At 71.8% G+C, this 23,619-nt stretch carries 19 protein-coding genes; 9 read left to right on the forward strand and 10 right to left on the reverse strand.

Annotation, left to right across the window (positions count from 1 at the left end):
• Positions 1–29 precede the first annotated feature (29 nt).
• The 7 genes from K6T13_RS04205 to K6T13_RS04235 all read left to right on the forward strand — a co-directional run bounded on the left by K6T13_RS04205 (position 30) and on the right by K6T13_RS04235 (position 7,969).
• A complete protein-coding gene (locus K6T13_RS04205) occupies positions 30–2,045 on the forward strand; it encodes a glycogen debranching N-terminal domain-containing protein (protein WP_222897283.1) in 2,016 nt (671 codons plus the stop codon).
• A 58-nt stretch (positions 2,046–2,103) separates the two neighbouring features.
• Positions 2,104–3,300, forward strand: coding sequence for an MFS transporter (locus tag K6T13_RS04210; RefSeq protein ID WP_249423926.1), 1,197 nt, complete (start codon positions 2,104–2,106; stop codon positions 3,298–3,300).
• 47 nt (positions 3,301–3,347) lie between these two features.
• Complete coding sequence (locus tag K6T13_RS04215) at positions 3,348–5,009, forward strand: sensor histidine kinase (RefSeq protein ID WP_222897285.1); 1,662 nt, start codon at positions 3,348–3,350, stop codon at positions 5,007–5,009.
• Between the two features lie 61 nt (positions 5,010–5,070).
• A complete protein-coding gene (gene trpS, locus K6T13_RS04220; RefSeq protein ID WP_222897286.1) occupies positions 5,071–6,132 on the forward strand; it encodes a tryptophan--tRNA ligase in 1,062 nt (353 codons plus the stop codon).
• A 10-nt stretch (positions 6,133–6,142) separates the two neighbouring features.
• Positions 6,143–6,661, forward strand: a complete 519-nt coding sequence (locus K6T13_RS04225; protein WP_222897287.1) for a 2'-5' RNA ligase family protein — start codon at positions 6,143–6,145, stop codon at positions 6,659–6,661.
• Positions 6,651–7,733, forward strand: a complete 1,083-nt coding sequence (locus K6T13_RS04230) for a YihY/virulence factor BrkB family protein (protein ID WP_222897288.1) — start codon at positions 6,651–6,653, stop codon at positions 7,731–7,733. The genes K6T13_RS04225 and K6T13_RS04230 overlap by 11 nt, the downstream gene beginning before the upstream one ends.
• Complete coding sequence (locus K6T13_RS04235) at positions 7,730–7,969, forward strand: SCO4848 family membrane protein (protein WP_222897289.1); 240 nt, start codon at positions 7,730–7,732, stop codon at positions 7,967–7,969. The genes K6T13_RS04230 and K6T13_RS04235 overlap by 4 nt, the downstream gene beginning before the upstream one ends.
• 20 nt (positions 7,970–7,989) lie before the next feature.
• Here K6T13_RS04235 and K6T13_RS04240 read toward each other — a convergent pair whose 3' ends face one another.
• From K6T13_RS04240 to K6T13_RS04285, 10 genes are all read right to left on the reverse strand, one after another.
• The gene (locus tag K6T13_RS04240) at positions 7,990–8,733 is read right to left on the reverse strand and encodes a succinate dehydrogenase/fumarate reductase iron-sulfur subunit (protein ID WP_222897290.1); all 744 of its coding nucleotides are present in this window, start codon (positions 8,731–8,733) and stop codon (positions 7,990–7,992) included.
• Positions 8,730–10,751 carry a fumarate reductase/succinate dehydrogenase flavoprotein subunit gene (locus K6T13_RS04245; RefSeq protein WP_222898137.1) on the reverse strand — a complete coding sequence of 674 codons (2,022 nt, stop codon included), beginning with the start codon at positions 10,749–10,751 and terminating at the stop codon, positions 8,730–8,732. The genes K6T13_RS04240 and K6T13_RS04245 overlap by 4 nt, the downstream gene beginning before the upstream one ends.
• A gap of 34 nt (positions 10,752–10,785) precedes the next feature.
• Entirely contained in the window at positions 10,786–11,487 is a 702-nt protein-coding gene (locus K6T13_RS04250) for a succinate dehydrogenase cytochrome b subunit (protein WP_222897291.1), read from the reverse strand.
• Between the two features lie 105 nt (positions 11,488–11,592).
• Entirely contained in the window at positions 11,593–12,576 is a 984-nt protein-coding gene (locus tag K6T13_RS04255) for an electron transfer flavoprotein subunit alpha/FixB family protein (protein ID WP_222897292.1), read from the reverse strand.
• Positions 12,573–13,334 carry an electron transfer flavoprotein subunit beta/FixA family protein gene (locus K6T13_RS04260; protein WP_222897293.1) on the reverse strand — a complete coding sequence of 254 codons (762 nt, stop codon included), beginning with the start codon at positions 13,332–13,334 and terminating at the stop codon, positions 12,573–12,575. Before K6T13_RS04260 ends, K6T13_RS04255 begins: the two co-directional genes overlap by 4 nt.
• Positions 13,331–15,841, reverse strand: a complete 2,511-nt coding sequence (locus K6T13_RS04265; protein ID WP_222897294.1) for a GcvT family protein — start codon at positions 15,839–15,841, stop codon at positions 13,331–13,333. The genes K6T13_RS04260 and K6T13_RS04265 overlap by 4 nt, the downstream gene beginning before the upstream one ends.
• A gap of 91 nt (positions 15,842–15,932) precedes the next feature.
• Positions 15,933–16,733 carry an IclR family transcriptional regulator gene (locus K6T13_RS04270; protein WP_222897295.1) on the reverse strand — a complete coding sequence of 267 codons (801 nt, stop codon included), beginning with the start codon at positions 16,731–16,733 and terminating at the stop codon, positions 15,933–15,935.
• 53 nt (positions 16,734–16,786) lie between these two features.
• The gene (locus K6T13_RS04275; protein WP_222898138.1) at positions 16,787–18,463 is read right to left on the reverse strand and encodes a formate--tetrahydrofolate ligase; all 1,677 of its coding nucleotides are present in this window, start codon (positions 18,461–18,463) and stop codon (positions 16,787–16,789) included.
• 20 nt (positions 18,464–18,483) lie between these two features.
• Positions 18,484–19,791, reverse strand: a complete 1,308-nt coding sequence (locus K6T13_RS04280) for a glycine cleavage T C-terminal barrel domain-containing protein (protein ID WP_222897296.1) — start codon at positions 19,789–19,791, stop codon at positions 18,484–18,486.
• Positions 19,792–19,882: 91 nt separating this feature from the next.
• Positions 19,883–20,764, reverse strand: a complete 882-nt coding sequence (locus tag K6T13_RS04285) for a methylenetetrahydrofolate reductase (RefSeq protein ID WP_222897297.1) — start codon at positions 20,762–20,764, stop codon at positions 19,883–19,885.
• A 203-nt stretch (positions 20,765–20,967) separates the two neighbouring features.
• On the opposite strand from K6T13_RS04285, the gene K6T13_RS04290 reads away from it, so the two are divergent.
• A complete protein-coding gene (locus K6T13_RS04290) occupies positions 20,968–21,753 on the forward strand; it encodes a hypothetical protein (protein ID WP_222897298.1) in 786 nt (261 codons plus the stop codon).
• Positions 21,753–23,618, forward strand: coding sequence for a fumarate reductase/succinate dehydrogenase flavoprotein subunit (locus K6T13_RS04295; RefSeq protein ID WP_249423927.1), 1,866 nt, complete (start codon positions 21,753–21,755; stop codon positions 23,616–23,618). The genes K6T13_RS04290 and K6T13_RS04295 overlap by 1 nt, the downstream gene beginning before the upstream one ends.
• Position 23,619 lies beyond the last annotated feature (1 nt).

Here is a 23,619-nt window from a genome sequence, read left to right on the forward strand (position 1 = left end):
AGCGCCCCCCCGACCCGACAAGCCCCACGTTGCAGCCCCTGCTGCACGACCTGGCCTCGAGCGTCGCCGCCCCAGCGGTGCTGCTCGGTGACCGTGACGGACAGGTGCGACCGGGCGGGGTGAGCGGCTGGTACCGCGGCGATGTGCGGCTGCTGAGCCGCTACGAGTTGGACGTGGTCGGCTCCGCCCTCGACCTGGTGCGCGCCGACGTACGCAGCGCGGACCGCCACGGGTTCAGCTACGTCGCGCGGTCGGTGGGGGACCCGATCCCCGATCCGACGGTGCGGCTGGACCGGTCCCGGACGCTCGGGGCCGACTCCGTCGTCGACGAGATCATCGTGGAGTCCGTCGCGCAGCAGCCCGTGGAGCTGACGCTCCGGCTGCGGGTGGGGTCCGACCTCGCCGCCATGGCCTCGGTGAAGCAGGGGCACGGCGTCCCGGCCGTCGAGCCCGAGACCACGCAGGCGGGCGTGCGCTGGTCCGCTCCCGTCGGGGACGTCGAGGTGGTGGCCGATCCCGTCCCGGAGATCGATGCCGCCGGAGGGTTGCTGGTGTGGCGGCTGCGGCTCGCCCAGGGCGAGCGGCAGCGGCTGGTGGTCCGATCGACGTCGACCGTGCCGGCGCTGTTCGGGGCGGGACGGCCGGAGCCGTGGTCGGTGTCGGTGACGGCGGACGACCTGCGCGTCGCTCGCACTGCCCGGCAGAGCCTCGACGACCTCGCCGGGTTGCTGCTGCGTGACGGGGAGGACCGGTTCCTGGCCGCGGGCAGTCCCTGGTTCCTCACGCTCTTCGGGCGTGACTCCCTGTGGTCGGCGAGGCTCCTCGTGCCCTTCGGGACCGACCTGGCGCTGTCGACGCTGCGGGTGCTCGCCCGGCGCCAGGGATCGGGCGACGACCCTGCTGTGGAGGAGCAGCCGGGCAAGATCCTCCATGAAGTGAGGGCCGCACCCCTCGACCTCGGGGACCAGCACCTCCCACCGCTCTACTACGGGACGGTCGACGCGACGCCGTTGTTCGTGTGCACTCTGGCCGACGCCCACGCCTGGGGAGCCGATCACGACCAGGTCCAGGACCTGCTCCCGGCTGCGCGCGGCTGTCTCGAGTGGATCGTCGCCAACGCCGATCCCGCCGACGGCTGGCTCCGCTACATCGACCACACCGGGACGGGTCTGGCCAACCAGGGCTGGAAGGACAGCCACGACTCGGTGCAGTTCGCCGATGGTCGGCTGGCGGACCCGCCCATCGCGCTCAGCGAGGTGCAGGCCTACGCCTACGAGGCCGCCGTCCGCGGTGCGGCGCTCCTCGAGGCCTTCGGTGAGCCGGCGGTGCCCGGGCTGGCGGAGTGGGCCGAGGCCCGGGTGCAGAGGTTCGCCGCGGACTTCACGGTCACCGGCACCGACGGCGCGCACCCGGCCATCGCCCTCGACCGCGAGCGGCGTCCGGTCGACTCGCTGACCTCCAACATCGGTCACCTGCTCGGGACCGGCCTGCTGACCTCGCAGGGCGCCGAACGCGTCGCCACCCTGCTGACCGATCCCCGGCTCCACTCGGGGTTCGGGCTGCGCACGCTGTCGGCCGCCTCGCCGCGCTTCTCGCGGCTCTCCTACCACGGTGGCACGGTCTGGCCCCACGACACCGCCATCGCGGTGCGCGGTCTCGCAGCCGAGGGCCGCCACGACGTGGCCGGCCTGCTGGCGAGGGGACTCTTCGTGGCCGCCGAGTCCGTCGACTACCGACTGCCCGAGCTCTACGGCGGCGACTCCTCCGCTGACGTCGACCACCCCGCCGCCTACCCCGCGGCCTGCCGCCCCCAGGCGTGGTCCGCGGCGGCTCCGCTGGCGGCGCTCGTCGCGGCCGCAGGCATCCGTGTGGACGCCGGGTCCGCGACCGTGACCGTGCCCGTCCGCGGCAGCACCGCCCTGGGCGCCTTCGAGCTCCACGGCCTGCGTCTGGGCACCGCCACGTTCGACGTCCGCGTCAGCGTCGACGGCACCGTGGCCGTCGACCTGCCGGAGGGCAGCCCGCTCGTCGTGAGACGCAGCTGACACCAGGGCCGCGGGGCGGCGCGGAATGCGGCGGGCCCGCCCGGGGTTGCAGTCCGCCGTGACCCTCCTCGACCAGCAGGCGCCGGCCCCGGCGCGCGCCCGCCACACCACGATCGCCCTGACGGCGCTCGCGATGGGCGGGTTCGCCATCGGCACGACCGAGTTCGTGTCGATGGGCCTGCTGCCCCAGCTGGCGCGAGGCGTCGAGGTCTCGATCCCCGCCGCGGGTCATGCCATCTCGGCGTACGCCCTCGGCGTCGTCGTCGGCGCTCCCACGATCGCCTTCCTCGCGGCACGGCTGCCGCGCCGGGTGCTGCTGGTGGGGCTGATGACGGCCTTCGCCCTCGGCAACGCCGCGTCCGCCCTGGCCACGTCCTACGACGCCCTGCTGCTCGCCCGGTTCGCCGCCGGCCTCCCCCACGGTGCCTACTTCGGCGTCGCGTCGCTGGTGGCCGCGGGGTTGGTCACGGCCGATCGCAAGGGGCGGGCCGTCGCCTCGGTCATGCTGGGGCTCTCGGTGGCCAACGTGGTCGGTGTCCCGGCAGCGACCTGGCTCGGCCAGAACCTCGGGTGGCGCTCGGCGTACTGGCTGGTCACGCTGCTCGCCCTGCTCACCATCGCGCTGGTCCTCGCGTTCGTGCCCAGCACGGCCGGTGACCGGGAGGCCACGTGGCGGCGCGAGCTGGTGGCGCTGCGGCGCCCGCAGGTGCTCCTGACCCTGGTGGCGGGTGCCGTCGGGTTCGGCGGCATGTTCGCGGTCTACACCTACATCGTGCCCACCATCACCGAGGTGGGTGGCCTGCCGGAGTCCGTCGCTCCGGTGTTCCTGCTCGCCTTCGGGTTGGGCATGGTCGCCGGGACCTGGCTCGCCGGGCGGATGGCGGACTGGTCGGTCATGCGATCGATGTTCATCGGGGGCGCCGGCCAGGGGGTGCTGCTGCTGGTCTTCAGCCTGCTGGCGCCCACCGGCTGGGGGACGCTGCCGGTGGTGTTCGGCATCACCGTGATGGGCTCGGTGCTCGTGGTGGCGCTCCAGCTCCGCCTGATGGCGGTCGCCCAGGAGGCACAGACCATGGGTGCCGCGATGAACCACGCCGCCCTCAACGTCGCCAACGCCCTCGGCGCCTGGCTCGGCGGCGCCGTCATCGCTGCCGGGTGGGGCTACCGTGCCCCGGCCGTCGTGGGCGCGGGACTGGCCGTGGTGGGCCTGCTCGTCCTGGCCTGGTCGGCGGCACTGCGCCACCGGCACGGCTGATCCCCGCCCTCGGCCGCTGCAGCGTCCGCCGCTGGCAGAATGAGGCCATGACCGCGTCCCCCCTGCGCGTGGCGGCCTTCGGTGCACGCCCCGCGCACCCCCTGAGCGGCAGACCGACGGTGCCGACCGCGTGCGGTGCCGTCGTGGTGGCGCTGGGAGTCGCGGTGCTGGTCGGCTGGGTCGCCGACGTCATGGTGCTGACGACCGTCGTGCCGGGACTGGTCGCCATGCGGCCCATCACCGCCCTGTGTCTCGTGGCCATCGGCATGCTGCTGCTGCTGGCGCGGACCGCGGGTCGGTCGTCGGCGGTCCCGGACCGGTGGTGGCGGGTGCTCGGGTTCGCCCTGGCGCTGGTGGTGGTCGGTACCGGTTTCGCGAGCCTGCTGCAGGAGCTCAGCGGGACGTCCTGGGGCTACGAGACCGCCTTCGGGCTCGACCGTGGAGACACCACCGCCGACGCGCCCGGCCGGCCACCCATGGCCACGGCGGTGTGCCTGATCCTGCTCGCTTCCGCCTTCCTGGCGATGCTGGTCGACCGGGTGGGCCTCGCCCAGTGGTTCGCGCTCGCCGGCATGGTGGCGGGGCTGCTGGCGACGCTCGTCTACGCGTTCGGTGTCGACGAGGTCTACCGGATCACCGACTTCACCAGCATGGCGGTGCACACGTCGGTGGCGGTGCTGCTCGCCGGCTTCGGGATCCTGCACCTCAGGCCGGACCGCGGCTTCATGCCGCTCGCGGTCAGCGAGGGGCCTGGCGGCGCAGTCGTACGCCGGGTGCTGCCGCTCATGGTCGTCGTGCCGACGCTGGTCGGCCTGGCCTCGCAGATCGGGGTGGAGCGGGGCTGGTTCGGGCCCCGGTTCGCGATGGCGGCCACGCTCGGCGCGGTCTGCGTCGGTGGTGGCGTGCTGGTGTGGCGGCAGGCCGCCATCCTGGAGCGCACCGGCGACCGGCTCGTGGACGCCGAGTCGACCTTGGAGCGGATCCGGCGCGCCGAGGCCGACCGGGAGCAGGCCGTGCAGCGGCTGCAGGTGGCCAACGCCGACCTCGAGCGGTTCGCGGCCATCGCCGCCCACGACCTGCGAGCGCCGCTGACCACCATCCGCGGGTACGCCGAGCTTCTCGGGGACCGGGCCGAGGTCTCGGAGGACCCCCACGCCCTCGACCTGGCGCGGCGGATCGAGCGGCTCGTGGGACGCGGGACGGAGCTCATCGACGACCTGCTCACCTACTCCCGGTCGGGGCTCGACTCGCAGACCCTGGTCCCCACCCCGCTCGCGCCGCTCGCCGAGCAGGTCGCCCGTGAGGTCCAGGAGACCGCAGGCAGGCCCACCACCATCGAGGTGGGGGAGCTGGGCACGGTGGCCGGCGACCTGGTGCAGCTGCGCCAGCTGCTCCACAACCTGGTCGGCAACGCGGTCAAGTACTGCCCCGCGGACCGGGACCCCGTCGTGTGCGTGGACGCGCTGCCCGCGGCAGGGGGGAAGGTGCAGGTCCGGGTCAGCGACAACGGCCCGGGCATCCCGGCGGAGGAGCGGCACCAGGTCTTCGCGATCTTCCAGCGAGGCAGCCGCACAGCCGACGTGGCCGGCAGCGGCGTGGGGCTGGCGATCTGCGAGCGCATCGTCGGTCGCCACGGCGGGACCATCTGGGTGGAGGAAGGCCCCGACGGCGGGGCGCGCTTCTGCTTCACCCTGACCTCCGCCGACTGAGGCCACCGGCTCGCGTCACCCGTCCGGGTGGCGGCGTACCACCCCTGACAGAATCGCCCCCATGTCTCCCGTGACCACCGAGCCCGAGACGGCCGCGCCCGGCACCGCGTCGGGCGGCGCCCGACCCCGGGTCCTCTCGGGCATCCAGCCCACGGCCGACTCCTTCCACTTCGGCAACTACCTGGGGGCGCTGCGCCAGTGGGTCGACCTGCAGCGCGACTACCAGCCCTTCTTCTTCATCGCCGACCAGCACGCGATCACGGTCGAGCACGACCCCAAGGTGCTGCGCGAGCGGACCCTCCGTGCGGCCGCGCAGCTGCTGGCGATGGGGGTCGACCCCGCGCGCTCGGCGGTCTTCGTGCAGAGCCAGATCCCCGAGCACTCCCAGCTCGCGTGGGTGCTGCAGTGCCTGACCGGCTTCGGCGAGGCCCGCCGGATGACGCAGTTCAAGGACAAGTCCGCCAAGGGTGGCGAGGGCGCGGCGTCGGTGGGACTGTTCACGTACCCCGTGCTGCAGGCCGCTGACATCCTGCTCTACCGGCCCCACTTCGTGCCGGTGGGCGAGGACCAGCGCCAGCACCTCGAGCTGACGCGCGACCTGGCGCAGCGCTTCAACCACCGGTTCAAGAAGGCGTTCCGACTCCCGGAGCCCTACATCCTGAAGTCCACCGCGAAGATCGGTGACCTGCAGGAACCCACGGCGAAGATGTCGAAGTCGGCGTCCTCCCCGGCGGGCCTGGTGGAGATGCTCGACGACCCGACCGTGAGCGCGAAGAAGATCCGGTCGGCGGTCACCGACTCGGGGAGCGAGATCCGCTTCGACCCCGAGGGCAAGCCGGGTGTCAGCAACCTGTTGACGATCTACTCGGCGCTGACGGGGCGCCCGATCTCCGACCTCGAGGAGGAGTACGCCGGCCAGGGCTACGGCACGCTCAAGGGTGACCTCGCGGACGTGGTGGTCGAGGTGGTGACCCCCTTCCGGGACCGCACGCTGGAGCTGCTCGACGACCAGGACCACCTCCTCGACGTGCTGCGACGTGGCCGCGAGCAGGCCGGCGAGGTGGCGCGGGCCACCCTGCGCGACGTCTATCAGCGCGTCGGCTTCGTCGCGCCCTCCCGCTAGGGTCGAACCCGTGCCGACGATCGGAGTAGCACTCGCCATCCCGGAGCCCTGGGCCGCCGAGCTGCAGGGCTACCGGGCGTCCCTGGGTGACGAGACCGCCACCAAGATCCCCACCCACATCACCCTGATCCCGCCCACCGAGGTGCCCGAGGACGAGCTGAGCGCCGTCGAGGACCACCTGGCCAAGGTGGCGGGTGACGTGGCGGCCTTCCGCGTCCACCTGCGCGGGACGGGCACCTTCCGGCCGGTGTCGCCGGTCGTGTTCGTGACGGTGGCGCAGGGCATCTCCGAGTGCGAGCAGCTCGCCGCCCGCATCCGCACCGGCCCGCTCGACGTTCCCCTCGGGTTCCCCTACCACCCGCACGTCACGGTCGCCCACCACCTGACCGAGGACGCGCTCGACCGCGCCTTCCGTGAGCTCGCGGCTTTCGAGTGCGTCTTCGACGCCGACCGGTTCCACCTCTACCGCCACGAGGAGCAGGCCGGCTGGCGCCCCAGCCGCGCCTACCCGCTGGGTGGTGACGACTGACGTGCCATCGGTCAAGGAGCGCGTCGAGGAGCTGCGGCGCCGGCAACCCGTCATCGACCACGCCGTCCGCACCGTTGAGCACTACGGGGACATCAAGGGCACCCTGCAGGCCGGGGCGATCACGTTCTTCGGCTTCCTCTCGGTCTTCCCGATCATGGCGCTGGCCTTCTTCGCGATCGGCTACGTCTCCCGGGTCTACCCGCAGGCCAACGACCAGCTGATCCAGGTCTTCGACGAGGTCCTGCCGGGGCTGCTGAGCACCGACGGCACCCCCGAGCCCGGCGAGATCTCGCTGCAGAACGTGCAGGACGCCGCGGGCGCGGTGGGGCTGATCGGTCTCGCCGGTGTCCTCTACACCGGGCTGGGCTGGCTCTCGGCGATGCGGCAGGCGCTCGTGGTCACCTTCGAGACGGCCGACCGGGAGCAGCCGAACTTCGTGGTCGGCAAGCTGCGCGACCTGGCCAGCCTCGTCCTCATCGGGACGACCCTGATGCTGACCGTCGCGGTGGCGGGGCTGGCCCGGGCAGTCTCCGGCTGGCTGCTCGACGTGCTGGGCCTCGACGCCGAGCTCGGCTGGCTGGTGGTCCTCGTCGGTGTGGTCATCGGCCTCGGGGCCAACACGGTGCTGTTCTTCGCGCTGTTCCGCCTGCTCGCGGGTCCGCCGATCCCGGCGAAGTCGCTCTGGAAGGGAGCGGCGTTCGGCGCGGTCGGGTTCGAGGTCCTCAAGCAGCTCTCCACCTTCCTCATCTCCTCGACCAAGGGGCAGCCCGCGTTCGCGGTCTTCGGGTCGGCCCTGGTGCTGGTGGTGTGGATCAACTACTTCTCGAGGGTGGTCGTCTTCGCGGCCTCGTGGGCGCACGTGGCGCCAGCGGCCCGGGCGCGGCGCGAGCGGGCCGAGCTCGAGGCGGATCGTCGCGAGATGGAGCACAAGGAGCTCGCGGAGGTGCAGCTGCGTGAGGTCCCGTCCGGCGGCGGGCCGCGGGTGGGTCCCGGCAAGGCCTTCGCCGCAGGGGGTGCCTCCATGCTGGGGCTGGTCGCCTGGCTGCGGCGTCGCAACGGGGGCGGGTCGTGAGGTTCGAGCGTCGTCACGCCGTCCTGCTGCTGGGCGTCGCCGTCTGGAACGCGGTCACCTTCGGCATGTTCGCCCGCAACCTCTCCGCGGCGTACGCCGCGGGGGAGGAGCGGGCCACGGGCTACTGGGTCGCCCACTCCGTGCTGATCGTCGTCAACCTCGCCATCGCCGCCGTGCTGGGCACCCTCGGCTGGAAGGCGTGGCGGGCCTCCGGGCGAGCCGGGGCTGGTCGTTAGCCCAGTGGTGGCGGCCGGGCTCAGTGGCCGTGGCGCATGGCGGTGCGCAGGTCCTTGTTGAGCTGCGAGATCACGTCGAGCGGGATCTCCTTCGGGCACGCGGCGGTGCACTGCCCGATGTTGGTGCAGCCACCGAAGCCCTCGTGGTCGTGCTGGGCGACCATGTTGACCACCCGGTTGTCGCGCTCGGGCTGACCCTGGGGCAGCTCACCGAGGTGGGTGATCTTGGCTCCCATGAAGAGCGAGGCCGAGCCGTTCGGGCAGGCTGCTACGCAGGCGCCGCAGCCGATGCAGGTGGCCACGTTGAAGGCCCGCAACGCGTCGTCACGCGGCACCAGGACCGAGTGCGCCTCGGGGGCCGAACCGGTGTTGACCGAGATGTAGCCGCCGGACGCGATCAGCCGGTCGAAGGCCGAGCGGTCGACGCACAGGTCCTTGAGCACCGGGAACGCGTCGGCCCGCCAGGGCTCGATCGTGATCGTCTCCCCGTCGCTGAAGGAGCGCATGTGGAGCTGGCAGGTGGTCGTCACCTCGGGGCCGTGCGCATCGCCGTTGATCATCAGACCGCACATGCCACAGATGCCCTCGCGGCAGTCGGAGTCGAAGGCGATGGGCTCCTCGTCGCGCTCGATCAGCTTCTCGTTGAGCACGTCGAGCATCTCGAGGAACGACATGTCCTCCGACACGTCGTCGAGGTCGTAGGTGTGCATGGCACCCTCGGCGTCGGGGCCGGCCTGGCGCCAGATCTTCAGGGTCAGCTTCACTTGTAGGACCTCTGCTTCATCTCGATGGCCGTGTAGACGAGGTCCTCCTTGTGGAGCACCGGCGGCTGGTCGTCACCGGTGAACTCCCAGGCGGCCACGTAGGCGTACTGGTCGTCGTGGCGCAGCGCCTCGCCGTCCTCGGTCTGCGACTCGCCGCGGAAGTGGCCGCCGCAGGACTCGCGCCGGTTGAGGGCGTCGATGCACATCAGCTCGCCGAGCTCCATGAAGTCGGCCACCCGGCCGGCCTTCTCGAGGCTCTGGTTGATGGTCTCGGCCTCGCCCAGCACCTTCACGTTGCGCCAGAAGTCGTCCTTGAGCGTCCGGATCAGGTCGATCGCCTTCTTCAGGCCGTCCTCGGTCCGCTCCATCCCGCAGAACTCCCACATGATGTTGCCGAGCTCGCGGTGGTAGGAGTCGACGCTGCGGGTGCCGTTGTTGCCCAGGAAGTGGTCGATGCGCGACTGCACGGACTCGCGGGCCTCGACGACGGCCGGGTGGTCGTCGCCCACGTGCTCGAAGGGACCGTCGGCGAGGTAGTCGCGGATGGTGTGGGGGAGCACGAAGTAGCCGTCGGCCAGCCCCTGCATCAGCGCCGACGCACCGAGCCGGTTGGCGCCGTGGTCGGAGAAGTTGGCCTCGCCGGTGACGAAGAGCCCGGGGATCGTGGACTGCAGGTCGTAGTCGACCCACAGGCCACCCATGACGTAGTGGACCGCCGGGTAGATCCGCATCGGGACCTCGTAGGGGTTCTCGCCGGTGATCCGCTCGTACATGTCGAAGAGGTTGTCGTACTTCTCCTGGATGCCGTCGCGGCCCATCCGCTCGATCGCGGCGGAGAAGTCGAGGTAGACGCCACGGCGTACGCCGTCGACCTCCGGCCCGACCCCGCGACCCTCGTCGCAGACGTTCTTCGCCGCGCGGGAGGCGATGTCGCGGGGGACCAGGTTGCCGAAGGAGGGGTAGATCCGCTCCAGGTAGTAGTCGCGGTCCTCCTCCGGGATGTCCCGCGGGTCCTTGTCGCAGTCGGCCTTGTTCTTGGGGACCCAGATCCGGCCGTCGTTGCGCAGCGACTCGCTCATCAGCGTGAGCTTGGACTGGTGGGCCCCCGAGACCGGGATGCAGGTGGGGTGGATCTGCGTGTAGCAGGGGTTCCCCATGTAGGCGCCCTTGCGGTAGGCCCGCCAGCTCGCCGTGACGTTGCAGCCCATCGCGTTGGTCGACAGGTAGAAGACGTTGCCGTAGCCACCCGAGGCCAGCACGACCACGTCGGCGGTGTGGGTCTCGATGGCGCCGGTGACCATGTCGCGGGCGACGATGCCGCGGGCCTTGCCGTCGACCACGATCAGCTCGAGCATCTCGTGGCGGGTGAAGGTCTCCACGGTGCCGGCTGCGACCTGCCGCTCGAGCGCCTGGTAGGCGCCGATCAGCAGCTGCTGGCCGGTCTGGCCGCGGGCGTAGAAGGTCCGGGAGACCTGGACGCCGCCGAAGGACCGGTTGTCGAGCAGGCCGCCGTACTCGCGGGCGAACGGCACGCCCTGCGCGACGCACTGGTCGATGATGTTCACGCTGACCTCGGCCAGCCGGTAGACGTTGGACTCGCGCGAGCGGTAGTCGCCGCCCTTGACCGTGTCGTAGAAGAGACGGTGGGTGGAGTCGCCGTCCTCCTTGTAGTTCTTGGCCGCGTTGATGCCACCCTGGGCGGCGATCGAGTGCGCCCGGCGCGGGGAGTCCTGGTAGCAGAACGACTTCACCCGGTAGCCGGCCTCGCCCAGCGTGGCTGCGGCCGAGGCGCCGGCCAGGCCCGTGCCGACGATGATCACCGACAGCTTGCGCCGGTTGGCGGGGTTGACCAGGCGCGCCTCGAACTTGCGGGTGCTCCAGCGCTGGTCGACCGGTCCGTCCGGTGCCTTCGTGTCACGGATCGGCTCACCGGGGGTGTAGTAGCCCGCGGCGTCGTCGTACTCGCCGTCGAGCTCGGCGTTGCGGGACGCGTCGGCGGCCGAGGTGGTGTCGGGCATGTCGCGGAAGTCGTTGTTGCTCATGGCTGCTCCGTTACTTCGTGATGACGCCGAACATCACGGCGAGCGGGACGAGGGAGAACCCGATCGTGATGACCAGGGCCGTCACGAACGCCACCACCCGCGCGCGCTGACGCGCGTTGGCCGTGCCGGTGAGTCCGAGGGTCTGCGCGGCACTCCAGATGCCGTGGTGGAGGTGGGCGCCGAGCATGAGCATCGCCGCCAGGTAGATCAGCGTGAGCCACCAGGTGGTGAAGCTGTCAACCAGCAGGTTGTAGGGGTCGTCGGTCGGTCCGCCGGTGACGTTGACCTTGCCGACGGTGAAGTTGAGCAGGTGCCAGACGATGAAGAGCAGCAGCGTGACCCCACCCCAGCGCATCATCAGGCTCGCGAACGTGGCGCCGGTCCGCTTCTTCATCACGTACGGCGTGGTTCGCGCCTGCCTGGCCCGTGACCAGAGCGTGAACGCCGCGTAGACGTGGGCCACCAGCGAGAGCAGCAGCACCACGCGGATGATCCAGAGCGCCCCGGCGTGGGGGAGCATCGGCTCACCCAGCTCGCGCAGGTGCTCGGCGTACTCGTTGAAGGCGTCATGACCGGCGAAGGCCTTGAGGTTGCCGTACATGTGGAGCAGCACGAAGCCGATGAAGATGAGGCCGCTGACGGCCATCAGCAGCTTCAGCGCGATGGTCGAGCGGGTCGAGCGCGCTCCCTTGACCAGGGTCGGAGTTGCCACACCCGCAACTTACCGTCCACCCGGAAGGCGACCACGCGCGGGGAGTGTGACATCGGTCGGCGACCGGGGCCCCTCATCGTGGTGCGGCGAGGGCCGCGCCGTGCCTCAGGCGCGGTTGCGGATCTCCTCGACGATCGCCGGGACCACCTCGTGCATGTCGCCGACGACGGCATAGGTCGCCCGGGTCATCATCGGGGCCTCGGGATCGGTGTTGACCGCCAGGATCGCCTTGGAGGACGCGCAACCGGCCCAGTGCTGGATCGCGCCGCTGATGCCGCAGGCGATGTAGAGGTCGGGCGCGATCCGGCTCCCGGTCTGACCGATCTGCTCGTGGTGGGGGCGCCACCCCAGGCTGGTGACCACGCGGGTCACGCCCACGACGCCGCCGAGCAGCTCGGCGAGCTCGGTGACCGGGCCGAAGCCGCCCGGTCCGCCGGCGCCCCGACCCGCGCCCACGACCACCGAGGCCGAGCGCAGCGACCCCGACTCGTCGGGCTCCGGCTCGGCGGTGCGCACGACCGTGGCGCGCCGGTCCGCGGCAGGCACCTCCGGGTGGCACGCCACCCAGGTCGCCGCCGGCCCACCCACGCCGTGGGCCGACCACGCGTGGCCGGCCACCGTGAGCACCGCCGGCCGCTCCGGGAGCCGCATCTCCTCGAGTGCGGCACCGCCGGCCACCTGGCGGCGCACGGTGAGAGGGGAGAGGCCGTCGAAGGAGACCACGTTCGCCGCCATCGGGACCTGCAGGCGAGCCGCGAGGTGGGCCATCACCTCCATGCCGCGCGGCGTGCCTCCGGCCAGGACGGCGACCGACCCGGTCTCCTCCCGCACCGCCTGGACGGCCGCGGCCCACGCGGCGCCGCCGTACGCCGCCAGCCCCTCGCCGTCGGCGTGCCGGACCTCCCCGGCCCCGTGGTCGCCGAGCACCGCGGCCAGGTGGTCACCGTCGGGCACGGGTCCGACCACGACGGCCCGGACGGCGACGCCGCCGCCGGCCTCGGACAACGCGCGGGCGAACGCCAACGCCTCGAGGCTGACCTCGTCGGGCTCGCTGGAGCCCGGAGCGACCTCGCACAGGACCAGGATCACGGCAGCACCCCGAGCCGGCCCAGGGCGTCGACCACGGCAGGCGCGGCCGCCGGACCCTCGCCGAGCACCTCGGTGCTGCTGGGGGCAGGCGGCGGCAGGTGCCAGCGCACGCGCCCCGGGCCGGCGGGGTCGGAGCCGGCCTGGCGGGTCTCGACCGCGACCTTCTTGGCCGCCATCCGACCCTTGAGGCTCGGGTAGCGCGGCTCGACGCCGCCCTCGAGCACGGAGACGACCACGGGGAGCGGCACCTCGTAGGTCTCGTCGCCGTAGGGGCTGTTGACGGTCGCGACGACCACGCCGTCGTCGACGGTGACCATCCCGGCGCCGGTCACCACCGGCCGGTCCAGCGCGTAGGCGAGCCGGACCGGGACCTGGAAGTCGCCGGTGTCGGCGGCGTCGTTGCCGAGCAGCACGAGGTCGTAGCCCTCCGTCGCCTCCCGGACGACCCCGGCGATCTCGGCGGCGACGTCCGCCGGGCCGAGGGTGCGGGGGTCCGCCTCGACCAGCACACCCGCCGTGGCGCCCAGCGCGAGGGCGCTGCGGATCTGCTCCTCCGCCTCCGTCGGGCCGACGGACAGCACCGTCACGGTGCCGCCGGTGGCCTCGGCGACCCGGACCCCCAGCTCCACGGCACAGGCGTCGTGGTTGCCGATCGTCCAGCCGGCGTACCGCCCGTCGAGGCCCTGGCCGTCGTCGGTCAGCACCGCTTCCCCGGAGGAGTCGGCCACGCGCTTGACGGCGACGAGGACGCGTGTCACGTCCGGATCCGCAGGTTGTCGGGGTCGAACGCGGGCGTGGCGTCGGCGCTGACGACCCGCACCGGGTAGAGCTCCTCCATGTAGGAGACGGCCAGCTGGTTGCCGACGGTGGCCTGGCCCGGCGGCAGGTAGGCCATCAGCAGGTGCTGCCCCAGGCTGGGGGCGGAGCCGGCGGTGGTCACGTAGGGGTGGTGGCCGTGCCCGTCGGTGAGCGGGCCGCCGTCGGCGGCGAGGACCGGTTCCCCGCCGAGCATGTAGCGCGGCACGCCCGAGGCGGAGGTGTGGTCCTCGACGGCCAGGGTGCAGAGCACGGCGAGCGGCTCCTCCTCCCGCTGGGCGAGGTAGGCCTCACGGCCGGTGAACTCGGCGGTCTTGACCCGGGGACGCTGCATCCCGGCCTCGACGATGGTCCGCTCCGCGTCGAGCTCGAAGCCGAAGGCGCGGTAGCCCTTCTCGAGGCGGCCGGTCGTGCCGTAGACCCCGATGCCGACCGGCACGGCTCCGTGGCCGCGCCCGGCCTCGTGGAGCAGGTTCCACAGCCGGGCACCCTGCTCCGCCGGCACGTAGAGCTCCCACCCGAGCTCGCCGACGTAGGAGATCCGGGAGGCCAGCACGGCGAGGCTCTCGATCTCGACGTCGCGACAGGTGCCGAACCCGAAGCCCTCGTGGCTGATGTCGTCGTCGGTGAGTGCCCCGAGCACGTCGCGGGCCCGCGGGCCCCACAGGCCGATGGTGGTGTACGCCGTCGTGAGGTCGGTGACGGCCGCGGCGAGGCCACGCGTGTGCGCCGCGAACCAGGCCTTGTCCGCCATGCCGTGGGCGCCGCCGGTGACGACACGGAAGTGGGTGTCGCCCAGGCGCATCACGGTCAGGTCGGCGCGGAAGCCGCCGCGGGCGTCCAGCACCGGGGTGTAGACGACCTTGCCCGGCGCGACGTCCGCCTGGGCGACGACGGTGCGCTGCACCGCGTCGAGCGCCTGGGGCCCGACCACGTCGAAGATCGTGAACGCCGACAGGTCGACGATCCCCGCCCGCTCCCGCATCGCGAGGTGCTCGGCGTTGATGACGGGGCTCCACCAGCGGCTGTCCCACTCGTGCTCGCGGGGCATCACGGCGTCGCCGTACTCGGCGAGCAGCGCCTCGTTCTCGGCGTACCAGTGGGGCCGTTCCCAGCCGGCGGCCTCGAAGAACTCCGCCCCGCGTCGCACCTGGTCGGCGTGCATGGGCGGGAGCCTCTTGTCGCGGTCGGAGGCCCACTGCTCGCCCGGGTGGACGATGCCGTAGGTCTTGTTGAAGCCCTCGGACGTGCGACGGCGCACGTGCTCGCGGGTGCGCTGGTGGGGGTGGAACCGCGCGATGTCGCTGTGGTGCAGGTCGATCTCCGACCAGCCCTGGGTCATCCACTCCGCGACGGCCCGTCCCACGCCCGGACCCTCCTTGATCCAGACCGCGGCGGCCGACCACAGGCCGCGCACCTCCGGCGACTCACCCAGGACCGGGGCGCCGTCGGGGGTCAGCGAGAGCAGCCCGTTGATGGCGTAGCGGATCTCGGCACCGTCGGCCCCGAGCGCCTGCGGCATCAGCTCCAGCGCGGTCTCGAGCTGGGGGTCGAAGTCGTCGGCCGTGAACGGCATCTCGGTCGGGCTGAGCTTCGCCCGGTCCAGCGACGGGATCTCGTCGGGATCGTGGAGGATCGGCCGGTGGGCGTAGGAGCCGACCTCCATGTCGGCGCCGTGCTGCCGCTCGTAGCAGAGCGAGTCCATGTCGCGGACGATGGGGAAGGAGATCTCCCCCTCCCGCTCGGCGAGCTGGGGGATGGGTCCCACGCTGATCATCTGGTGCACGGCCGGCGTCAGCGGGATCGAGGCGCCGGCCATGGCGGCGATCCGGGGGCTCCACACCCCACAGGCGACCACCACGGTGTCGCAGTCGATGTCGCCGCGGTCGGTGCGGACCCGGGTCACGGCCCCGTCCACCACGTCGATGCCCGTGACCTCGGTGTTGGGTGCCACCGTGAGCGCTCCCGCGTCCATGGCGCTCTCCCGCATCAGCGTGCCGGCGCGCAGGGAGTCCACCACGCCCACCGACGGCGTCCAGAAGGCGCCGATCACGTCGTCGGTCTCGACGAACGGCACCCGCTCGCGGACGTGGTCGGGCCCCACCAGCGCGGCCTCGATGCCCCACGCCCGCGCGCTGGACATCCGTCGCCGCAGCTCCTCCATCCGCTCCTCGGTGCGGGCGAGCTCGTAGCCGCCGGACTCGGTGAAGACGCCCAGCTCCTTGTACTGGCGGACCGAGTCGAGCGTGAGGTCGGTGATCTCCCGGGAGTGGTCGACGGGGAAGATGAAGTTGGAGGCGTGCCCGGTCGAGCCGCCGGGGTTGGGCAGCGGTCCCTTGTCGATCTGGACGATCTCCCGCCAGCCCAGCAGCGCGAGGTGGTGGACCAGGCTGTTGCCGACGATGCCGGCGCCGATGACGACCGCCCTGGCGGACGCGGGCACTGTCATGGGGACCTCCGGAGCGGTGCAGGTGTTGCGTCATGCGCATCGCGACGCGTCATGCGAGACAAGGCAACTCTCGTTTGCGGTCCCACGGCTGTCAACCGTCCGTGGCAGCCGGCTCGCGTGGCGGGACCCACCCCAGCGCGAGCGAGACCTCCTCGGCCGCACGGAGCAGGGGTGGGACCAGCTCGGTCCGGGTGGCCTCGTCGAGCCGGAACGTGGTGCCGCTGACGCTGAGCGAGGCGACCACGTCGCCGTGCGCGTCGCGGATCGCGGCCGCGAGCGCCGTCAACCCCTCTTCGAGCTCGTCGACCGCGACGGCATACCCCTGCTCGCGGACCCGCGCCAGCTCCCGGTGGAGCGACGCGCGGTCGGTGATCGTGGCTTCCGCGTGGCGGGTCAGCCGAGGCACCAGCTCGTCGACCAGGTCCGGCTCGAGGTCCGCGATGAGGACCTTGCCGTTGCTGGTGGCGTGCAGCGGGATCCGCTGCCCGATCCAGTTGTGGGGCTGGAGGGCGGCGGCACCGGCGATCTGGTCGAGGTAGAGCGCGGTCCCGTCGGCGAGCACGGCGAGGTTGACGGTCTCGTGCGTCTCTGCGGCCAGGGCCTTGCAGGACGGACGCGCGACCTGCACGAGGTCGGTACGGGCGGCGGACGCGCCGGCCATCTTCACCAAACCCAGCCCGATGCGGTACTTGCCCCGGTCGTCGGCCTGCTCGACGAGGCCGCGGGCTTCCATGGTGCCGATGAGCCGGAAGGCGGTGCTCTTGTGGACACCGAGCTCACCCGCCACCTCGGTCACTCCGGCCTCACCGAGGCGGGCCAGGATCTCGAGTATCGTGATCGCCCGGTCGACCGACTGGACGCCGCCGTTGGGCCGTTCCGCTGCGAGCGTCATGGCGTCACCGTATCAGCGTTGCGCATCGTGGAACCTGTTGCGCATGACGCACCTCATGAGAGCCCGAGGACGTGGCCGTCGTCGTCGATGCTCATCCGCGCGCTGGCGGGCACCTTCGGCAGCCCCGGCATGGTGAGCACCTCCCCGGTGACCAGCACCACGAACCCGGCCCCGGCGCTGAGCCGCACCTCCCGCACCTCGACGGTGTGACCCGACGGTGCCCCGAGGGCGGCGGGGTCGGTGCTGAAGGAGTACTGCGTCTTGGCGAAGCACACCGGCAGGTGGCCGTAGCCGTCGGCGACCACCCGGTCGAGCTGGCGTCGGGCCCGCGGGGAGAAGGTGACCGCGTCGGCGTGGTAGACCCGCTGCGCCACGGCCAGCGCCTTGGACTCCACGTCACCCTCCTCGGGGTAGCAGAACGCGAAGTCGACCTCGTCCTTGTCGAGCTGGGTCCGCACCCCCTGGGCCAGGTCGAGGGCGCCCTCGCCGCCGTCGGTGGCATGCGTCGCGGTGAAGGCCGCGCAGTCCTCGGCGTCGGCCAGCTCATGCACCAGCGACAGCTCGGCGTCGGTGTCTCCCGGGAACCTGTTGACGGCGACGACCGCCGGGACGCCGAAGACGTCGCGCAGGTTCCTCAGGTGGCGGCGCAGGTTGGCCGCCCCCGCCCGGACAGCGCCCAGGTCCTCCCGTTCCAGGTCGGCCTGGGCGACCCCGCCGTGCCACTTCAGCGCCCGCGCCGTGACGACGACGACCGCGGCGTCGGGACGGAGGCCGGAGAGGCGGCACTTGAGGTCGAAGAACTTCTCCGCCCCGAGGTCGGCCCCGAAGCCCGCCTCGGTGACCACCACGTCACTGAGCTGCAGCGCGGTCCGGGTGGCCAGCACCGAGTTGCACCCGTGCGCGATGTTGGCGAAGGGGCCGCCGTGCACGAAGACGGGAGAGTGCTCCAGCGTCTGCACGAGGTTCGGCTGCAGGGCGCTTGCGAGCAGGATGGTGAGCGCGTCCTGGGCCTGCAGGTCCCTCGCCGTGACCGGTGACCCCTCCCGGTCGTGGGCGACCACGATCCGTCCGATCCGCTCACGGAGGTCCGCGAGCGAGGTGGCCAGGCAGAAGATCGCCATCAGCTCGCTGGCCACCACGATGTCCCAGCCGTCCTCGCGCGGCACCCCGTGCGCGACCCCGCCGAGGCCCACGACGACGTCGCGCAGGGCCCGGTCGTTGAGGTCGATGACGCGCTTCCACGTGATCGTGCGGTGCTCGATGCCGAGCGCGTTGCCGTGGTGGAGGTGGTTGTCGAGCAGGGCGGCCAGCAGGTTGTTGGCGGCGGCGACGGCGGCGAAGTCGCCGGTGAAGTGGAGGTTGATGTCGGTCATCGGGACGACCTGGGCGTAGCCGCCGCCGGCGGCGCCGCCCTTCATCCCGAAGACCGGGCCCATGCTGGGTTCGCGCAGTGCCGCCGTCGCCCGGACGCCGAGCCGCCGCAACCCGTCGGTGAGACCGACCACCGTCGTGGTCTTCCCCTCGCCGGGTGGCGTGGGCGAGATGCCGGTGACCAGCACCAGCTTCCCCAGCGGCCGGTCCGCCAGGGTCGCCAGCCACGCGCGGTCGAGCTTGGCGATGTGGCGGCCGTGGGGGAGCAGCGCCTCCTCCGGCACGCCGAGCTGCTCGGCCGCGACCCGTGCGATCGGCCAGAGCTCGGCGGCGCCGGCGATCTCGGCGTCGGACAGCATCATCCTCATCCCTGGAGCCCTCAGACGGCGGCGTCGAGCCCGCGAGCCCGGAGCAGCTCCCGCTGGTTCGGGTTGACCGAGGGCCGGAACGGCATCTCGCAGACCTCCGCGCGCACCGGTACGCCGGGCTCGTCGGCGTACTCGTCGGGGAGGTGGACCCAGAGCTCGGTCCCCAGCGCGCTGGAGTCGACCGGGACGTGACCCATGGCGATGTTGCCCTCCAGCTCCGGCGAGTACCACGGGGAGGTCACGTAGCCCACCGCGTCACCGCCCTCGCGGTCGCTGACCAGCCAGAAGTCGGGCGCGTAGTCGTCGATGGGCTTGCCGCCCAGCCGCATCCCGACCAGCGTGTGGGTGAACGGGGGGTTGCCCGCCTCGATCGCCGCACGAACCTCCTCCAGCGCCGCCTTGCCGACGTAGTCGGCCTCCTTGGTCCGCGGGACCTGGTAGCCGAGGTTGACCTGGAACGGCAGCGTCTCGGCGTCCATGTCCTGCCCCCACGAGAGGATCCCGGCAGCGATCCTCCGGTGGTGGGCGGGGGCGATCACGGCCAGCTGGTGGCGCTCACCGGCGCGCAGGACCGCGTTCCAGAGCACCTCGGCGTGCAGGCTCGCGTCGCGGAGGTAGATCTCGTAGCCCTTCTCCCCGGAGAAGCCGGTCTGCGACACGATCACCTCACAGCCCTCGACCGATCCGGCCAGCAGCCCGTAGGGCGGCAGGGCCGCCACCTCCGGACCGAACAGGTCCGTCATCAGGTCGACGGACTTCGGGCCCTGGATCTGCAGCGGCGAGACGTCGATCTCGTTGATGTCGACGTCGAAGCGGCGACCGACGTTGACGCCCTGCAGCCAGAACATGAGGTCGGAGTCGGACAGGCTGAACCAGTACTCGTCCTCGGCGATGCGCAGCAGCACCGGGTCGTTGAGGATCCCGCCCGCCTCGTTGCACAGGATCACGTAGCGCGCCCGCATCGGCGGGATCTTGGTCGCGTCACGGGTGATGACGTAGTTGACGAAGTCGCTGGCGGCCGGCCCCTTGACCTGGATCTGCCGCTCCACGGCGACGTTCCACATCGTGACGTGGTTGACCAGGGAGTCGTACTCGACCATGGCGCCGCCGTCCTCGGGGCGGACGTACCCCCGCGGGTGGTACATGCGGTTGTAGACCGAAGCGCGCCAGCAGCCGGCCTCGGCCGAGAGGTGCCAGTACGGCGACTTGCGGACGCGGGTGTCCACCAGCATCTGCACCGGGGTCCACCCCGACTGCCGCAGGTTGATGGGGACCAGCCGGTCGGACTGGTCGACCGAGGGGACGTTGTGGTGGCTCATGGGGCCTCCTCCGGAGCTCGTGACGGGTGGTGCGGTGTCAGGTCGTGGCTTGGGGTCGCAGGGATCGGTTGCCGGGTTGCCGGGGATGGGTTCAGGCGGGACGACGGGCGGGTGGACCCCCTTCCTGCAGGCGGGCCAGCAGGTCCGAGCGCCAGGCCTCGGCCTCCGCCACCTGGTTGAACGTGAAGACGTGCAGGCCGGCGACCACCGCGTCGTCGCGAGCCAGGGCGGGCGCGAGCCGGCGCAGGAACGCCTCGGTGCTGAACCCGCGGGGTGCCAGCAACCGCGCGACGGTGCGCTTGTGCCGCAGCAGGAACCGGCTCGACTCCCCGACGCCGATCCGGGTCGCCACGGCCAGCAGCCGGGTCGGGTCGAGCGGGCCCGGGACTCCGAGCCAGAGCGGGAGCGTGACCCCCCGCCCGCGGACCCGGCCGAGCCACACCTCCACGACGCGGTGGTCGAAGGCGAGGTTGCTGACCATCTCGGTCGCGTACCGGCGCTTGTCCCACATCGCCTGCACGGTCAGGTCGTCGGGGATCGTCGGGTGCGACTCCGGGTAGCCCGTGATCCCGATGTGGGGGAACGGTGGCCCGAGCGCGGCCAGCGCCTGCAGCAGCGAGACCGCGTCCGCGAAGTCGCCGACGGGCTCCCCGTCGCCGCTGGGCACGAAGACCCGGGTCACGCCGGCCTCCCTCAGGCGGGACACGACGTCCGCGAGGTGGGCGGCGTCCGCCACCAGCCGGGCCGCGAGGTGAGGGACGGCGTCGTACCCGAGGCGTGCCAGGTCGACGGCGAGCTCGAGGGTGGGTTCCAGGCCGCGGCGCGGCGAGGCGGTGACGGCCACCATCCGCCCCGTCGGGAGGTGGGCGGCCACGAGGTCGGCGGTGCCGGGCGTGGGCAGCACCTCGAAGCGCGGCTGCTCCAGCAGCGCTGCGAGGGGGCCCCCGGCGGCCGAGCCAAAATTGTTGCGCATGGCGCATTCCGTTTCATGATGCGCACCCTGATGCGGTCACCGTAGGTCACACAGCGCCGTTGTCGGTAGAGCCACGACCGGGGAAATTCGTGTCGCTCTCCCCGCGGTCTGGTCCGGTGCCTGCGGTGTGGCCCCTTCCCTCGACCACGACGAGCGGTAAGACTGCACCCCGTTGCAGCGATCGGACTGACCGAGAGGCACGTATGACGACTGGGGTGACCGGCCCGAGCAGGGCCAGCATCGACCACGGGACGCTCCGGAGAGATCGCTGGTGGCTGGCGCCGGCCACGACGTTCGTCGTCTTCTCGGCCTTCGTCGTCTATGCCACCGTCCGCGCCTTCTCGGGGACCAACTACTACGCCTCCCCGTACCTCTCGCCGTTCTACTCGCCGTGCCTGGGCGACTGCGTGTCCGGCGCCTCCGACTTCGGGCAGCCCTTCCAGTGGTGGCCGTTCTCGGCGGCCCTGATCATCCTGGTCTTCCCGCTCGGGTTCCGGATGACCTGCTACTACTACCGGAAGGCCTACTACCGGGCGTTCTGGCTCAGCCCGCCCGCCTGTGCGGTGGCCGAGCCCCACTGGGCCTACACCGGCGAGAGCACCCTGCCGCTGGTGGTCAACAACGTCCACCGCTACTTCTGGTACACCGCGGTGCTGGTCGCCGGTGTGCTGACCTTCGACGTCGTCCTCGCGTTCCGCGACGCCGACAAGGAATGGGGTCACGCCGGCCTCGGCACACTGCTGATGCTGGTCAACGTGATCTACATCTGGCTCTACACGCTGTCGTGCCACTCCTGCCGGCACGTCGTCGGCGGCCGCCTCCGCCACTTCAGCAAGCACCCGGTGCGCTACCGGCTGTGGACCTGGGTGTCGCGGCTCAACGTCCACCACGCCCGCTACGCGTGGGTGTCGCTGTTCTCGGTGGCGATCGTCGACCTCTACATCTACCTGCTCGCCACCGGACGGATCGAGGACCCGAGGTTTTTCTGATGCGCCACGAGATGACCGGCAACGAGATGGACTACTACTCCGAGGGCGGGATCGAGCGCCACGCCTACGACGTGGTCGTCGTGGGTGCGGGCGGGGCGGGACTGCGGGCCGCGATCGCGGCCCACGAGGCGGGCGCCAACACCGCCATCGTCTGCAAGTCGCTCCTCGGCAAGGCCCACACGGTGATGGCCGAGGGCGGGATCGCCGCGGCGATGGGCAACCGGTGGCCGGAGGACAACTGGGAGGTCCACTTCCGCGACACCATGCGCGGCGGCAAGATGCTCAACAACTGGCGGATGGCCCAGCTCCACGCCCAGGAGGCGCCGGAGCGGGTCATGGAGCTCGAGGACTGGGGCGCCCTGTTCGACCGCACCGAGGACGGGCTGATCAGCCAGCGCGACTTCGGTGGCCACCGCTACGCGCGGCTGGCCCACGTCGGCGACCGTACCGGCCTGGAGATGATCCGCACCCTGCAGCAGCGGGCCGTCCAGGTCGGCATCGACGTCTTCATGGAGTGCACCGTCACCGAGCTGCTCCAGGACGACGACGGCGGGGAGCGACGGATCTCCGGCGTCTTCGGCTACTGGCGCGAGACCGGTCGCTTCGTCGCCATCGAGGCGCCCGCGGTCATCCTCGCGACGGGTGGCATCGGCAAGTCGTTCAAGGTGACCTCGAACTCGTGGGAGTACACCGGCGACGGCCACGCGCTGGCGCTGCGCGCCGGCGCCTCGCTCATCAACATGGAGTTCGTGCAGTTCCACCCGACCGGCATGGTCTGGCCGCCCTCGGTGAAGGGACTGCTGGTCACGGAGTCGGTGCGCGGCGACGGCGGCGTCCTCAAGAACTCCGAGGGCAAGCGGTTCATGTTCGACTACATCCCGGAGTTCTTCAAGGCCGAGACCGCCGACACCGAGGAGGAGGCGGACCGGTGGTATGACGACAAGAAGAACAACCGCCGACCACCCGAGCTGCTGCCGCGTGACGAGGTCGCGCGTGCCATCAACGCGGAGATCAAGGCCGGACGCGGCTCACCGCACGGCGGCATCTACCTCGACATCGCCTCGCGCCGGGACCCCGACTACATCCGCAAGCGGCTGCCGTCGATGTACCACCAGTTCAAGGAGCTGGCCGACGTCGACATCACCGCCGAGCCGATGGAGATCGGGCCGACCTGCCACTACGTGATGGGCGGTGTCGAGGTCGACCCCGACACGCAGCAGAGCGCGGTCACCGGTCTCTACGCGGCCGGCGAGGTGTCCGGAGGGATGCACGGCTCCAACCGGTTGGGCGGCAACAGCCTGTCCGACCTGCTGGTGTTCGGCCGCCGGGCGGGCGAGGCCGCGGCGGCGTACGTCGCGGGCCTGGCGTCGCGACCCACCGTCAGCGACCGCGACGTCCGGGCTGGCGAGTGGAGCGCGCTCACGCCGTTCAACGCCGAGGTGGGCGACAACCCCTACACGATCCAGCACGAGCTGCAGCAGGCGATGAACGACCTGGTCGGCATCATCCGCACCGGTGGCGAGCTGGAGGAGGCGCTCGCCGCGATCGAGGAGCTGAAGAAGCGCGCCACGACGATGAGCGTGGACGGGCACCGTCAGTACAACCCGGGCTGGCACCTCGCGCTCGACCTGCGCAACATGCTCGTCGTCTCCGAGGCCATCGCCCGTGCCGCGCTGCTGCGCACCGAGTCGCGCGGCGGACACACCCGCGACGACTACCCGCAGACCGACGACTCGTGGGGCACCAAGAACCTGGTGGTGCGGCTCGACGACGCCGGCACGGGCGTCACGGTCACCGAGCAGCCGCTGCCGGCCATGCCCGACGAGCTGAAGTCCTACTTCGACACCGCCGGACAGGGGAGCTGAC

The sequence above is a fragment of the Nocardioides coralli genome (assembly GCF_019880385.1).
Lineage (GTDB): Bacteria > Actinomycetota > Actinomycetes > Propionibacteriales > Nocardioidaceae > Nocardioides > Nocardioides coralli.